This is a genomic window from Clostridium guangxiense, from assembly GCF_021043395.1.
Classification (GTDB): Bacteria; Bacillota; Clostridia; order Clostridiales; family Clostridiaceae; genus Clostridium_S; species Clostridium_S guangxiense.
The window spans coordinates 43,350-59,328 of sequence record NZ_JAJNKE010000026.1 but is presented as its reverse complement, the minus strand read 5'-3'; the positions used below and the strand labels follow the sequence as shown (position 1 = coordinate 59,328).

Annotated in this window: 15 protein-coding genes; 1 reads left to right on the top strand and 14 read right to left on the bottom strand. The window is 31.5% G+C overall.

The window, feature by feature from the left end; all coding sequences use genetic code 11:
- From LQK79_RS14320 to LQK79_RS20915, 14 genes are all read right to left on the bottom strand, one after another.
- Nucleotides 1–4,208, bottom strand: a 4,208-nt coding sequence (locus LQK79_RS14320; protein WP_231016996.1) for a DNRLRE domain-containing protein, incomplete at its 3' end; no start/stop codon positions are given.
- A 109-nt stretch (nucleotides 4,209–4,317) separates the two neighbouring features.
- A complete protein-coding gene (locus LQK79_RS14315; RefSeq protein WP_231016994.1) occupies nucleotides 4,318–5,118 on the bottom strand; it encodes a hypothetical protein in 801 nt (266 codons plus the stop codon).
- A complete protein-coding gene (locus LQK79_RS14310) occupies nucleotides 5,111–5,815 on the bottom strand; it encodes an ABC transporter ATP-binding protein (RefSeq protein WP_231016992.1) in 705 nt (234 codons plus the stop codon). The genes LQK79_RS14315 and LQK79_RS14310 overlap by 8 nt, the downstream gene beginning before the upstream one ends.
- Nucleotides 5,816–5,834: 19 nt before the next feature.
- Complete coding sequence (locus LQK79_RS14305; protein WP_231016989.1) at nucleotides 5,835–6,584, bottom strand: hypothetical protein; 750 nt, start codon at nucleotides 6,582–6,584, stop codon at nucleotides 5,835–5,837.
- Nucleotides 6,577–7,281, bottom strand: a complete 705-nt coding sequence (locus LQK79_RS14300) for an ABC transporter ATP-binding protein (RefSeq protein WP_231016987.1) — start codon at nucleotides 7,279–7,281, stop codon at nucleotides 6,577–6,579. Before LQK79_RS14300 ends, LQK79_RS14305 begins: the two co-directional genes overlap by 8 nt.
- Nucleotide 7,282: 1 nt before the next feature.
- Complete coding sequence (locus tag LQK79_RS14295) at nucleotides 7,283–7,645, bottom strand: GntR family transcriptional regulator (protein ID WP_231016985.1); 363 nt, start codon at nucleotides 7,643–7,645, stop codon at nucleotides 7,283–7,285.
- A gap of 190 nt (nucleotides 7,646–7,835) precedes the next feature.
- On the bottom strand, nucleotides 7,836–8,177 hold the full coding sequence (locus tag LQK79_RS14290; RefSeq protein WP_231016984.1) for a hypothetical protein: 342 nt from the start codon (nucleotides 8,175–8,177) through the stop codon (nucleotides 7,836–7,838).
- 35 nt (nucleotides 8,178–8,212) lie between these two features.
- Complete coding sequence (locus LQK79_RS14285) at nucleotides 8,213–8,449, bottom strand: hypothetical protein (protein ID WP_231016982.1); 237 nt, start codon at nucleotides 8,447–8,449, stop codon at nucleotides 8,213–8,215.
- Nucleotides 8,450–8,776: 327 nt separating this feature from the next.
- Nucleotides 8,777–10,168 carry an MATE family efflux transporter gene (locus tag LQK79_RS14280; protein WP_231016981.1) on the bottom strand — a complete coding sequence of 464 codons (1,392 nt, stop codon included), beginning with the start codon at nucleotides 10,166–10,168 and terminating at the stop codon, nucleotides 8,777–8,779.
- A gap of 29 nt (nucleotides 10,169–10,197) precedes the next feature.
- Nucleotides 10,198–10,977 carry a TrmB family transcriptional regulator gene (locus tag LQK79_RS14275; protein ID WP_231016980.1) on the bottom strand — a complete coding sequence of 260 codons (780 nt, stop codon included), beginning with the start codon at nucleotides 10,975–10,977 and terminating at the stop codon, nucleotides 10,198–10,200.
- A gap of 215 nt (nucleotides 10,978–11,192) precedes the next feature.
- Entirely contained in the window at nucleotides 11,193–12,221 is a 1,029-nt protein-coding gene (locus LQK79_RS14270) for an epoxyqueuosine reductase (RefSeq protein WP_231016978.1), read from the bottom strand.
- Between the two features lie 75 nt (nucleotides 12,222–12,296).
- Nucleotides 12,297–13,475 carry an acetyl-CoA C-acetyltransferase gene (locus LQK79_RS14265; protein ID WP_231016976.1) on the bottom strand — a complete coding sequence of 393 codons (1,179 nt, stop codon included), beginning with the start codon at nucleotides 13,473–13,475 and terminating at the stop codon, nucleotides 12,297–12,299.
- 148 nt (nucleotides 13,476–13,623) lie between these two features.
- The gene (locus tag LQK79_RS14260) at nucleotides 13,624–14,208 is read right to left on the bottom strand and encodes a TetR/AcrR family transcriptional regulator (protein WP_231016975.1); all 585 of its coding nucleotides are present in this window, start codon (nucleotides 14,206–14,208) and stop codon (nucleotides 13,624–13,626) included.
- 447 nt (nucleotides 14,209–14,655) lie between these two features.
- Nucleotides 14,656–14,790, bottom strand: a complete 135-nt coding sequence (locus tag LQK79_RS20915) for a MerR family transcriptional regulator (RefSeq protein ID WP_269144163.1) — start codon at nucleotides 14,788–14,790, stop codon at nucleotides 14,656–14,658.
- A 301-nt stretch (nucleotides 14,791–15,091) separates the two neighbouring features.
- Here LQK79_RS20915 and LQK79_RS14255 point away from each other — a divergent pair, with 301 nt between their 5' ends.
- Complete coding sequence (locus tag LQK79_RS14255; protein ID WP_231016973.1) at nucleotides 15,092–15,907, top strand: MerR family transcriptional regulator; 816 nt, start codon at nucleotides 15,092–15,094, stop codon at nucleotides 15,905–15,907.
- The last annotated feature ends 72 nt before the right edge of the window (nucleotides 15,908–15,979 follow it).

Here is a 15,979-nt window from a genome sequence, read left to right as displayed (position 1 = left end):
TTTCCTATGGCATCATAGGTTATATTTTTTCCATTATAACTTGTCAGCTTATCCTTCCAGTTTGTATCGCCATAGCCGTAGCTTATTGTGTTTGTTGCTGCACCTAAAGCTCCTGTTGTATATGGATATTCCGTTTTACTTGTTATGTTTCCTCCAGCATCATAGGCGTAAACTATGGATTTATTTAGCATTCCATTGTCTTCTCTTGTAACTTCATTCAATTCATTATAGGTATATTTTATTGTTATTCCTGCCTGTGTTGTTGTTGATATATTTCCTAGTGCATCATAGGTATAGGATATTTTATTTCCATTGTTATCTATGCTGCCTATTCTAGTTGTGCTGGAGCCATCCTTGCCTGATAAATAATCAAATTTAGTAACGTAATATGTTGAGTCTCCATATTTTAGAATTTCGCTGCTTACTCTTGATAAATCATCATAATCATAGCGCATATATTCATATAAGAAATTTAATGATACTAAACTTATTTTATTATCTTTATCATAATCATAATCTGTTTCTATGGTTTTCCCATTTACTACTTCTCTACAGCCAGACATATTATTGTTTTTGTCATACATATTTTTATATACATTACCTTTTGAATCTGTAATTTTTGTTAGTCTATCTGCTAAATCATAGCTGTATTTATAGCTTATGTTGTTTACTTTATCCTCAAGTAAACCTAAATTTCCGCTGGCATCGTAGGTATAATGTGCTATTTCTACTCCATTTGCCTTTTTAGAAATCACTCTATCCTGACTATCATAATCGGACTTAACTATATTGCCATTTCCGTAGTCGGATTCTAATAGATTATCTCCATTTTGCTCATAGATATTCGTTATTAGCTTTTGATTTCCTACACTAACCCCTGTATTTCTTCCTATAGAATCGTACAAAAAGCTGTAGTTAAAGCCATTATGCCCTATAGTATCTATTTTATCATTTTTATAGGTATAAGTGTTAGCTATATTCTTACCATCCACATTCTTAGTTACACTTGTTAGTCTATCATTACTATCATAGGTATTAGTTGTTACTTTGCCCTTTACATCCGTGGAGGTCAATAAATTTCCCGTTTTAGAATCGTAATTATAGTTCTTCGTATTGCCCATTGCATCTGTTAAGGAACTCATGTAGTTACCATCAGAGGTATAAGCTGCCGATGAATCTATGTGGTTTGTTGTTCCACTTGTTGTGCTTTTTATTGGATTTCCATAGGAGTCATATTGGAAGCTGTAAACTACATTCATGGCTGTAGTTGCTTTTGTTATATTTCGCTTTCCGTCATATTCATATTTATACTGGTTACCGCTGGGGTCAGTAGCTGTTACAAGGTCATTATTTCCATTGTAGTCAAATTTGCTTTGCTGCTTTGCTAAATCTGAGGTAGAAATTACGTTTCCCTTTGAATCATATTGATAGCTTTGTCCATATTCCTCCTTGTAAAGTTGAAGGTTATCAAAGTATGCGCAGTTTTCTTCATCATAATACAAGGCATAATAGGTTAAGGATTTGTAATCTCCCTTAGCAACAGCTGGTCCAGATGCAAACTGCCATTTTCCACTATCAGCATTAAAATTTATAACTACCCACTGAGTTGTGCCATCATTTAAATTTATCCCTAGATCCAGTGCAAAATATCTATTTGCACTAGAGTCTTTAGGCAGTGAATCTGCTTTTGCCCAACCTGACAGTACAAAGGAATCTCCTGCTTTTCCTGATACATTTACTACTTGACTTATATTTTTAGACTTTCCTAGGTTTCCTTGAATTTTATAAATCGAGCGATTTTCAAGGGTTGTAACACCTCCTGTAGAATCCCCCATGTTATACAGCCAGTTTTCTGAGGATAAGCTTCCGTAATCAAAATCTGAGTTTTCTAGTAAATTGTATCTACTTTCTAAAGTTCCTTCTTCAAGCTGAAGTGCATCAAAATATGCTGTACCCTTTTCTAAGACTACTCCAGCTCTTACAGATACAGTTGTAGAGGCTGAATCCGCTGGCAGGGTAAAGGTAACCGAATATCTTTCCCAATCTGCAGTTCCAGTTACATAGCTTGAGGCTGCAGACTGCTGTACTCCATTTTTATCTTGATAAATTACATATAATGCAGCACCAGCTTTTTTATCATTGGTTATTCCGTTTGCCTTCACATAACCAGAAAATGTATAGGTTTTTCCTTTAGTCAAGTCAACATTTTCATTATAATACACAGTATCTCCATAATCAGTTTTAGCTATCTTCAAGGAATTTGAACCAACATATGCCGCCTCGTTTGAATAGCTTCCACTTCCAACAGCTGATGCCCCAGTATAGCCAAAGGTCCAATAAGAATTACTTACTTCAGCACTGCTGTTTTTTAAGTAACTTTTGTTGCTTTTTTGCAGCTTTGAATCTAAAGAAAGCTTATTTGTGCTTTTTGCATTGTCAGTTGTATACTGATAAGCTTGTGCATTACCATCACCATCTGTTATGCACATAGTATTTCCTGAATTATTAAATTGATATATTTCTGTTCTATTTTTAGCATCTGTAAAGCTTGTATCATTAAAACCGTAGCTAATGCTCAAGCTTCCGCCACCTGTTCCATCTGCACCAGTTTGAGTTACTTGTTTTACTCTATATGGAGCCACTGTGTAATAAGAATATGTTAGTTTTAAGCCATCATAGTTTGCTGCACTTATCAAATTGTGATTTGAATCATAAGTGTAAGTGGTTTTATTTCCATCTGGATAGATTATATTGGTTAAATCTGTGCCAGTATAAATAAATTGAGTTTTTCTGCCATCAGGATCCGTAATTCCTGTAAGATATCCTTGGGCTGTTGCAGTAAAACTTGTTACCCTTCCAGCACCATCCGTCACTTCATATAAAGTGGTACCATTATATCGAATTACATCAGTATTTCCATTTTTGTCTATTATCTTATTTAAATATCCTCCTGATGTAAAATATAAATCTGTGCCATCCTTATCTACTATATCATAGGTACTATCAGAGTTGATCTTAAAGGTTAAATCTAGTCCCTCCTCATTTTTGTAAACCTTTGAAGTAGAATCATAATAAAAATAATGCTTTGTGCCGTCTTCATCAATATAAACATAATATTGAGTTCCACCAATAGACTGATTTAATATCCTTTGATTTAAATTTGTCCTCCAGCCATTCCCACAACCAAAAGTACTATCTCTATCATTACTGTTATATATATGCTTTATAGCTACAGGCATTCTATTTCCTGTAGTGTCCATATCATCGTGTTCAAATATTAAGTTCCCATTATAGTCATTTATGTACCCGGTTCCTGCTCTCCCAGCACCTTGCGAATGATATGTCCAATAATCTTCAAGTCCACTGTTATTAGTATACGATACAACAACTCTTGGCCATCCCCCGCTGTAGGCACTCGAAGTATCAGAGGATAAAAATGCTGTATGACCTGATGCAGGATTACTTCTTTTAAGCATGACTCCATAATTGGCCTCGTTATTATACCATGCCTTGGCTATATTAGTTATGTCCCATGAATACCAATCTCCAGAAACCTTTTGTGTATCTGTAATTTTGCTTTCTACACCAGGCTTATTGCTCCAGGATATTGAGTCATTATTCCAATTTGTCAAAATTTTATGAGCTTCTATTTCTCCATCTGAGCCGCTGTAAGAACTTTGCTTATCCAAATACAATTGGCAGTTTGTGACCATATCTCCAGTATTCAGCTTTGGCAAATTATTAAACTTTAAATAAGTTTCTGTAGTACCTATAGTTGGAACATTACCTACTCTTAAAAATAAATTGTATTTTTTATTCTCTGTATCGTTAGAACAAATAAAGGTATCATCTATATCCTTTTGTGATAAGGTTGAGGTTACATCAGGATCAATTACTATAGGGTATTTTCTATCCGTGCTGTTCATCCAAGTTTTATTTGGTGTTAGGATCAAAGTATATCCTTTTTTATTTTCTTTTACATCAATTTGAATATCCTCTGAACTTTCTCCATTTGCATCATACATAACAGGTGGTACTATGCTGAACACCTCGTTTTGCGTCTTTTTATCCAAAAACTCTATGGTATTGTCTTTTTTTACAGCAGTTAAATTTTTTACGGATAGATTAAAAGTAAAGCTATTAGCAGAAGTTGCTTTGTTTATTACAATATTTTCTCTTAAAGTTTTTCCTTTTATTAAATACTGCAAATCAACTCCATCACTTATCCCATTAAAGTTTCAAGTTGTCTATCTATATAAAAAAACAGCATATAATTATGTGCTTTGCACAAGATTATATGCTGCCTATCGTCAACTATTAAAGATCTATTTTCTTTTCAAGTATATACCCTGTTGCTATAAATAAAGCAACGCTAAAAACAAGATAAAAAATTCCGCCTGCCCAATTTATTGGAATAAAGAGTATAGATGGATCAGGATTATTAGTTGAATTAACAATACTATTACTATAAAGCGTAACATAAGGATTTATAGTTTTAGGAATTGCTCTAGATAGAAGGTCATATATTTTTCCTGATACTAAATTAACTATTATAAAAATCAAGAAGCTAACAAGACCACTATATTTTCTTCCATTCATTATAGCCCTAGATACTGATACAGAAAAATATATAATTAAAAGAGTTCCAATATATCCAATAATAATTATAATAACATCTGCTATTAAAACTAATACAGCTTTAATAGCATCAATACCAGATATTTTTAAACTAGTGAATCCTTTAATAAAATCATTAAAGTTTCCCATTGCAACAATTCCAAGAAGAAAGCTCATAATTGCACTAATAATCAATGAAGCTGCAATTACAATTATAGAAGAAATCATCTTTGCTCCTAAAATTGAATATCCACTTTTAGGAATTGAAAAAATCAAATATCCTGTATCCTGCTTTAGATCCCTTGTGAACATAGTTATATTGTATATAAAAGCAACTACACCTGCTCCAAAACATATAAGAAATGTCAACATAATCAAGGTAGTATCTTTCCAAACATTAATTCTAGTCATAAGTACTAAATTCAAAAGCACTATTGCTGCTAAAATTATTAAAAATTCTTTGCTTATAGTTTTAATTTCATATTTTATAATTTTAAACATCCTTGAAAACCTCCCTGTAAAGTTCATCTATAGACATGCCTTTTTCATTTCTAAGTCCTTCAGCGCTTCCACTTAAAACATTTTTACCATCGGATATAAATACAACATCATCAAACAATCTCTCTATGTCATTTACAAGATGTGTAGTTATTATCATTGAGCTTTTTTCATTGAAATTATTTATTATAGTATCTAATATTTTTTCCCTTGTGGTTGGATCGACTCCTCCCAATGGTTCATCAAGTACATACAATCTTGCTTTTCTTGAAAGCACAAGTGTTAAATGTAATTTTTCGAGCATTCCTTTTGAAAGACTTGTTACTTTGCTTTCCATATCCAAATTCATAAATTTCAAAAGTTCTTCTGCCTTAGCATAATCAAAGTCGCTGTAAAAATCCCTAAAATAGCTAAATGCATCCTTTATTTTCATCCACTTATAAAGATAATTTTTATCTGGCAAGTAAGATACTATAGATTTTGTGTATATACCTATTTCATTTCCATCTATTAAAACTTCTCCTGAATTTTTTCTTAAAAGGCCTGCTAATATTTTTAAGAATGTGCTTTTGCCACTTCCATTAGGTCCCAAAAGCCCTAATATCTTTCCTTCTTCCAGCTTCATTTCAAAATTATCAAGAGCCTTTTTTCTAAAATAGCTTTTATTAAGATTAGAAACTTTTAATATGCATTCTCCCATTAATTATTCCTCCTAAAATCTATAAGTCTATTCTTTTTTCTAAAATACGCGCTGTAACCACGAATAAGATTACAGTTACAATAAAACCAAATACTCCATTTGCAATATTAAATGATACACTTCCATAACTAACATTGCTAACTTTATCAGGAGATATTTGTAGATTTGTTATTCCTCCTGATATATTAATCTTCTGTGGAAATATCTTTTCTAAAATTACATCTATTTTATATGATACAAATGCTAAAATTCCAAATATTCCGAATTCTACTAGACCACTCAATCTTCTTCCCTTCATTATCATCTTCGTAACCGCAACTACAAAATATATAAATATAATAAGTGATATATATGCATATAAATCTCCCACAGTCTGCAAAACTGCCCCAAAGTTAAAGCCTTTAAATAATTGTAAAGATACTAAACTTGAAAAAACATCAATAAAGCCTATTCCAGCAGTGCTTATAATAATAACTTCTACTAATGATATTATTAGTTTTTCTCCAACGATTGAATAGCCATTTTGAGGAAGTGTAAATAATAAGTACCCTGTGTTTTCCTTTAAATCTCTTGTAAATATTTTTATATTACCTATGAAAATTGCAACTAAACCTCCAAAATAAATTAAACAGCTTAATCCAAAAACAAGATCATTTTTCCACACATTAACTCTTGTTAGGAGAGCTAGATTTAGCAAAACTACAATTGCTAAAAGTATAATTAAGTCTCTCCACACTGTTTTAATTTCGTATTTTATAAGTTTAAGCATCCTTAAAAACCTCCCTATAAAGCTCATCTATAGACATATCTCTTTCATTCCTAAGTTCTTCTGCACCTCCACTTAGAACATTCTTGCCATTTGATATAAATACAACATCATCAAATAATCTCTCTATGTCATTTACGAGATGCGTAGTTATTATCATTGAACTCTTGTCATTAAAATTATTTATTATTGTATCCAATATTTTTTCTCTTGTAGTTGGATCGACTCCACCTAATGGTTCATCAAGTATATAAAGTCTTGCTTTTCTTGAAAGCACTAGTACAAGATGTAGTTTTTCAAGCATTCCTTTTGAAAGAGTTGTTACCTTGCTATCTATATCTAAATTCATAAACTTCAAAAGTTCTTCTGCTTTTGCATAATCAAAATCCTTATAAAAATCTCTAAAATAGCTAAATGCATCTTTTATTCTCATCCATTTATAAAGGTAATTTTTATCTGGCAAATAAGATACTATAGATTTTGTATATACTCCCACTTCATTTCCATCTATTAAAACCTCTCCTGAACTCTTTCTTAGGAGACCTGCTAGTATTTTTAAAAAGGTGCTTTTTCCACTTCCATTTGGTCCTAAAAGCCCTACTATTTTTCCTTCCTTTATTTCCATTTCAAAATTATCTAAAGCCTTTTTTCTGAAGTAACTTTTGTTGAGATTAGAAACTTTTAATATGCATTCTACCATTTTACTTGCTCCCCTCAAGTTTCTCTTTAATAACTTTTATTATTTCTTCATCATCAAACCCAAAACTCTTTATACTTTCTATAAAGTTCTCAACTACTTCCGTTGCCATTTCTCTCTTTAAATTTTTAACCATATTCTCATCCTCCCTAATAAAGCTTCCTGTTCCCCTTTGCGTATAAGTTATATTGGCTCTTTCTAGCTCCTGATAAACTCTTTGGAGCGTGTTAGGATTAACTTTAAACTTTACTGCCATTTCCCTTATAGATGGCAATTTGTCACCAGTCTTCAGTTTGCCATTTATTATATCTGCTTTTATGCTGTTTATTATTTGTATATAAATTGGAATATTGTTATCATATTGCATATAAATTACCTCCATGTTCTTAATATTAAAGCCTTTGAAATAATACCACATTTATAATTCTCATTCAAATAGAGTGAAATCACAGCGAAGCTGATTTCACCATAATTAATTGTTTTAGTGTACTATACATATAGTACACTAAAACAAAAAAAAGGTCAATACCTATATAAAAAAAACTATTACTAAAAACTCAAGTTTCTAGCAATAGCTTTTTTACACATAACCCTCTAAATTCATCGCTTATCCCTTCTGTTACATAATCTTTTGTATCAAATATTGTAAATTTGCTTGAGTGTTGTTTTGTAAAATTCTCAACTCTATCACAAATAACTCTTGTTTCATCTTCACCTCTTAAAAGTACAACACATGTACCATCTTCTACAATTTCAAGTGTACCGTGGAAGTATTCAGGAGCCTGTATAGATTTTGTCTTAATCCACTGCATTTCTTCTAATACACACATTGCATAAGAATATGTCTTTCCCCATAAGCTTCCGCTGATACCTATAAGTTTATCAAATACTTCCTCCACTTTCTCACCTTCATCTTCTCTAAAAAATAGTTCGTCTAAACTTGAAAAAACGTTTCTTCGAATGCTCTTTTATGAAAAAAATATACTGGTCTTGTATTAACCTTAATTACTTCACCATCTTCAATCATTTGGTTTATATAATGGCTTATAGTATTACGTTTTACCTTAAATAGCTCCGAAATATATTGAGCTGTAAATATCTTATTATTTTTACCCTTCTCATAATTCTTTGTTTTTTCATACAAATATTTTAGAGTATCATCTTTTAACATAAACAATAACACCACCTATCTGAATTTTCTTTAGTGCACATTTCAAGCTTTTCCTATTTATATGATTACCGACCCAACTATTAATTTATACATGTTCCATAATACCTAAGCTTTAATTAAGTCTTCATCCTATTTATTCAAAGCAAAAAATATGCCAAATTAGTGGCACTATTGTGTCAAACATTGATAGCCTGTAATTTAGATATATTAATTTATTTTACTGTAACACTATAAAAGTCTAACTCTTTGACACTAATCTTCATATGCAGATAATTTTTGTGTCAAATCAAGCTTAGATTGAGCATTTTATATGCCAGTTTACTGTAACTAGTCAAATACTTCTGATGTGCCATGCTCATCGGTAACATTTGTTAAACTTTTCATCCACTTTTTTGAATATAACAATTTAAGACCAATTATAAATCTTACAAGCTCTTCTCCACATATTATAAAGTAAACCCATTCAATTGATAACTTAAAAATAAAAGCTGACAGAAATCCCACAGGAACTCCAATGCACCAAGTGCCAAACATGTCTAAGAAAAGAGTATAGTGAGTTTTCCCACCACTTCTTAGTATTCCGCTGCCTATAATCATATTAGAAACCTTAATCCACAGTACTATGCTAAATATGATTAAAAGATTAGCTGTGCAAGATTTTAGGTTATTATTTATATTGAATACTGATACATATAAATTTGAAAAAATCGATAACAGCCCACCAAATAATATTGAACCTACAATACCAATTTTAATAAGTTTTTTTGAATACTTAAAGGCTAATTCAGTATCACCTACACCTAGTTTATTTCCAACCATTATTCCAGCTGCACTGCTTAATCCTGTAAATAGTCCTATGCTTAAGCCTTGAATAGGATAAGTCAAAGTCATAGAGGCTACCTCAAAGGTCCCCATTCTTCCATATACTATAGAATACATAGTTTCACCCAAAGACCACATGAACTCATTTAGTACTAATGGAACACATACTATAAGTATTTTCCTTACAAGTTCCCTAGGAATAAAAATAAATTCATTGACCTTGAAGGCACCTACATATTTTTTACCATATGTGACAGATAAGATCAATATACATTCAACAAATCTAGCAATGACCGTAGCATAAGCCGTACCATATAACCCCAATCTAGGAAAACCAAAACTACCAAATATAAGGGCAAAGTTTAAGCTGGTATTTAATACAATGGATAATAATCCAGCATACATTGGTACCTTTACATGTTCTGTACTTCTTAAAATCGCTGAGAAAATAGCAGTTAGTAATAATGGAATGTAGCTTATCGCTATAATCCTAAGATATGAGCCTCCCATTTCTATTATTTTTTCATCTCTAGAATAGAGCGCTAGTATCTGTTTTGGAAAAGCTAATGATATTAAAGAGAAAATAATTGTTATTACCATACCTAGTACAAGTGTTCCACCAAAGGCATGACCTATACTCCTTGTATCTTTTTTACCCCAAAATTGGGAAGAGAAGATAGATGCCGTTGTAGCAATTGCACCTAAAGTAGTTATAAAAATAAAAGGAAACCTTGAACCTAGTCCAACAGCTGCAATTGCATTTTCACCAAGCTGCCCTACCATTAGTTGATCAATTACACTTAAAGAAGCTTGAAATAAGCTTTGTATAGATATTGGAATAGCAATAGCTAATATAGTTTTATAATAAGATTTATCATTAAAAGAATTATCTAGCACTTATATACACCTCTCTCAAATTAATAGGATTATCTGTTTTCAAGTAATGTATTTAATTTTATATCTTCAGTAATCAAATCTTTTCCATATTTATTTTTTAATTTCAAAAGATAAATATCATTATGTATGTGTTCCGAAACTATGGAAGTCAAAAGTAAGTTATCTGTAAACGTTCCTAAAAATTCATCCCGATGAGGTGTTATATCAGCAATAAGTGAAGTTTTACAATCTACCACCAGCATAATTCTTGTTTGCTTATCATCACAAGCAGAACTACAATGACTATACAGTTCGACAGGAAGATTATCTTTATCTAATTTTGCAAAGGAAAATACAATTGTCCTGACACCTCTTTTATTAATTTCATTAAACTCCTTTGAGAAAAGATGAAGGTCAAAATCTGTATTGATATAGATCTCACTTTTAGCTTTTAAAATAAGCTCCTTTACTTTTGAAATAATATTGTCATAACCCTCTATATTTACATACCTCTCCTCCAAGTCATATTTTTCCAGCCTATTTAGCTTACTTTCTAATAGGTCAGCATTCTCCATAAATTGACTTTTCATCTTATTAATTAAAGTAGAAGGTTTTTCTGCTATATACATTTGAGAATTGCCATTCAATAAAAATACAACACCTCTTTTATATAAATTGTCTAAAGCTGAATACACAGAAGAACGAGATATATTTAAATTTTTAGCTATCTGGTACCCTGTAAGACTATAATTCTTTAGTAAATCAACATATACTAACCCCTCAGTTTTTGTAAAATTTAAATTTTCTAATAAATCAAGTATTTGATCCATAAGTTTTACCCCCTTTTAAATTAGTAGTACATCATGTACTACTAATTTAAATTTTAACCGCTGCTTTCTCTTATGTCAACAAAAATATTAGTTAAATAAATTTTTTCTTATAGAAAGATTAATTTATAATAAAATAATAGTAAACCATAAAAAACTCTCATCCTTTTATAAGATAAGAGCTTTTCATAACTACAATAATTTCAATTAGTAATTTATTATAAACACAGTTCTCTACAAATTGAATAAGCAATTTCACGCACTTTATTATTTTCGCTATTGCAGGCATTTATAATGAGCGATTTATAACTTTCCTTATAGTTATTACACATATAGCACAATACATTTACTTTCCATTTCCAAAGATCTTCTGGCGATAAATAGAAAAATTTGGGCTGTACTCTCTCACGATAGAAAGCTTCTTCCATATTCAAAATATTTTCTGGTGTCAATGAAGAAGATAGTTCTGCAAGACCGGGAAATTCTATTTCCCCCTTCCACTTTCCTTTGTTCATAGGACATACATCTTGACAAATGTCACATCCATAAATACAGTTTCCAAATGTTTTACTCAACGGTTCCTGTGGTAAATTACGCCCACCAAAGGTTGTCAAAAAAGAAACACATTCTGTTGGTGACATGGTATATGGTGCAGAAAGTGATTTTGTAGGACATGACGTCATGCAGCGATTACAAGATTTTGGGCACTGTACAACATTATTTGTTTCCTTTAGCTCCATTTCTCTGTCAGTTATCCAAGCTTCAAGATGAACCCATGAACCAGACTCTGTGTATAAAAAATTGTTTCTACGAATAATGCCAATTCCAGCCTGCAGAGCTGCCCAACGCATCCCAACCACTCCAAACTTTTGATCTGTCTCTACCTTTAAATCAAGCTCTTGCATATATTTTTCCAGTGCACGATTATTCTGATATTCTTTTGTATTTTTATCAACACGTGTATCAAATAAATATGCCTTAGCTATGTGACCATTTAATTCTTCTGGGACCTTGTATTTTCCATATGGTACTGTTAGTACTACCACAGATCTTGCCCATGGATATATCTTCTTAGTATTAATCAAACGCTGCTGACTTTGATAAAACATCTTTGATTTTGGAATTTTTTCAATACGTTCATTAAATTTTTCAGCATACTCATCCATTAAATCAATCGGAATAATACCACATTTTTCATAGCCAAGCTCATAGGCCTTTTTTTGAATCATTTGAGCAGTTATATCCATAATGAAGTCCTCCTTAAGGAATTAAACCCATTAGATTAATTTCAATCTCATAATTAACTATTGTTACAACATTCTTCATTCTCTTTCAACTACTAGCGCTGTTCCTTGACCTCCACCAATACATAATGTAGCTAGTCCTTTTTTTGCATCTCTTTTTTTCATAGCATATAGCAAGGTTACAAGAATACGCGCACCAGATGCACCTATCGGATGTCCAAGTGCTATAGCGCCTCCATTTACATTTACTTTATTCATATCTAAATTTAAATCTCTAGCTATTGCTATGCTTTGAGAAGCATACGCTTCATTAGCTTCAATTAAATCTAAATCCTCAGGTTTTAAATTAATTTTATCTAAAGCAGCTTTAGTTGCGTAAAATGCGCCATATCCCATTATTGCAGGATCTAGTCCAGCTGATCCATAAGAGCTTATTTTTGCAAGTGGTTTTATTCCTAGAGCTTTAGCTTTGTCTGCACTCATTATCACCAAAGCTGCTGCTCCATCATTTAACCCAGATGCGTTTCCAGCTGTAACTGTTCCATTTTCTTTAAAAATAGGCTTAAGTTTTCTTAGTGCTTCTATGGTATTTCCAAACCTAGGGAACTCATCTTGTTCAAATACTATTTCACCTTTTTTTGTTTTTACTACTACAGGAACAATTTCAGCTTTAAATTCTCCATTTTTAATGGCTCTTTCAGCCTTTTGCTGTGATAAAAGTGAAAATTCATCTTGCTCCTCTCTTGTTACCTTCCATTTTTCTGCAACATTTTCTGCAGTCATTCCCATATGATAATCATTAAAGGCATCCCATAAACCATCTTTTATCATTTCATCAACCAGCTCGCCGTTACCCATTCTCTGTCCCCATCTTGCATTACTTACCAAAAATGGCGCACTAGACATATTTTCCATACCACCTACAACAATGGTGTCTGCATCCCCAGCCTTTATTATTTGAGCTGCTAGACTTACGGCTCTTAATCCTGAACCACAAACCTTATTAATTGTAAAGGCAGGTATTTCTACAGGTAATCCAGCTTTTACAGCTGCTTGCCTCGCTGGATTTTGTCCTAAACCTGCTTGAAGTACATTTCCAAAAATAACTTCACTAATTTCTTTCGGATTTATATTTGCCCTTCTGACAGCTTCCTTTATTACTATAGCTCCTAATTCTGCTGCGGGTACATCCTTTAAAGTTTTTCCATAGGCTCCTATTGCAGTTCTTACTCCACTTACTATTACTACATCTCTCATATTTCTATTCCTCCTGAAATTATAAATTTTTATTTTTAGAATAGACCAGTCTGTTTGATTTGTCTAAAATTTATCTCTTAAATTTGTTGTTTAACTTTTCAGTATAATTATTTTTCCACTTTTAATGGATTTTTTTATTTGTACTTTACTATTTTACCATATTAAAATCATCATATACTTTTATAAGATCCTTTAACATAGTTCTTAAAATATCTACATCTTTACCAAGCCTATAATACACTAAATAGCCTTCATATATTGCAAAAGCACGATTTGCTAATGCATATTTTTCCTCCTTAGGTACTCCAGAATATTCAAAAATTGAAGCAAATATATCTATTAACTTTTTCATAGAGTTATAATAACATTCTGAAAGATCCTCATCAGAAAAAGCTATTTCTAATCCTAATACAGCAAAAGGACAACCGTAATGTTTCCCATTTTCTGCTCCTTTAATCATTTCTCCAATTAAATCTGTTATGAATTCATTCCAGCTTTTATCTTTTGAAGTTTTTACTGCCCACCCTAAAAATTTTTTTTCGAAGTACTCTGCTACACTAATAGCTAAATCTTTTTTACTTGCAAAGTGAAAATAAAACGATCCTTTTGGCAAATCCGTACTTGCTAAAATATCATTAATACCTGTGGCATTATACCCCTTTTGTAAAAATAATTTTGCAGCACACTCTATAAGTTTTATTCTTGATTGTTCGCCTTTTGTTGTCTTTGCCATTTTATAATCTCCTTACATTTAATTTGCTTAATTTAATATTAGACCATTCTGTTTATTTTGTCAACTATTTTTTAATAAATTCTAGTGATGCCAGTTGCCTAAGCAACTAAAATTTATACTATAGGGTGCTACCAACACCCTATTTTTATTTTCTCAATTTCCTATTTATATTATATCAAATTTTTCACAAAAATAAACATATGCAGTTTTTCTAAGTTTAATATTGTTTTTATCTGCATAATCAAGAAGTGCTGCATGAGCAAGACCAACCTTTGAAAAGCGGCCTTTATGAACTGTCTTTAAATATCTTCCTTTTTTATATGCAAAAGTAAATCCTCATAATTTTCCTTTGCTGCACATTTCATATACTTTTCCTACTACTTCACCAACATTTTCAGTTTTAATGGTTGCTTCTTTATATTCATTAATCTTTATTGTTTTTTCAACCTACTTAGAATCATAATATTTATATTCGTTTTCTGGATTAATCCATTCTGGAAGTAAAAGCTCCATATCTTCATATATACGCAGTGCCCTTCTCGTTATATGTCCAATAATACAAAACTTACCGCTTGTATACATCCCGATCACTTCCTTTCTTACAAAATAAGTATAAACCTGTGTCTTTGGACGAAGTCAAGTAATAAGGAACCTAACGAGAAAAGAATATTTTATCATCTTCTTTAAAAAATAAAATTTCAACAAAAGTAGTTGACTCTCCTATAGCAGGAGGGTTTATTCTAATATTGTACAAATAAACCACTTTAACTATCTAAATTCATGTGCACCATAATGCCTAAAAACATGGCATTTTGGTACAAATAAATTTAAAGTTTCAGATGGTTTATCTTAATCCAAATATGTGCACATAGGAGAGATTTAAATGTTTAAAATAGGTGACTTTTCAAAGCTAAATAAAATATCGGTTAAAGCGCTGCGATATTATGACGATTTAGGGATTTTAAAACCATATAAGATTGATGATGAGAGTGGCTACAGATATTATTCTGCAAGTCAACTTCCAAGACTAAATAGAATACTTGCATTAAAGGATTTAGGGCTTTCATTAAAAGAAATTGCAAATATATTAGACAATAAACTTTGTACGGATACTGTTTTATCTATGCTCTCAATCAAAGAAAATGAAATAAAGCAAAATATAGAAAACGAGAAAGAAAAACTTTTAAAGCTTAAAAATTTAATTAATAAAATTAATGAGGAGGATTTAAACATGTTAAAATATGATGTTGTAATAAAAAAAATTGATCCTATAAAGGTAGCTTCTATAAGAAGCATTTTACCAAACTATGAGTCTCAGCATAACATTTGGAGAGAACTTGGTAATTATTTAAAAGAAAACAATGTAAAAATGGCTCCACCTTGCTTAGTTATTTACTATGATCCAGGATTTAAAGAATGCGATGTAGATGCTGAAATTGCTGAACATGTACTTGGAACTGCCCCTGATACTGACAGAATTAAATTTAAGGAACTTGATGCTGTACATGAAATGGCTTGTACCGTTCATAAGGGTGGCTATGAAGGCTTACCAGCTGCTTATGCCGCTCTTCAAAAGTGGATTGAAGACAATAATTACAAAATTGCCGGTCCTAATAGAGAATTGTATTTAGAAGGGGACTGGTCAAAGGATAGCGTAGATGAATATATAACAGAAATTCAAATTCCTGTGACAAAATAAGTATAAACTATATAAGGCTTGGTAATATCATTCATAGCATTGTTTTTTTCAGCAATTTATTAAAGTGTACCT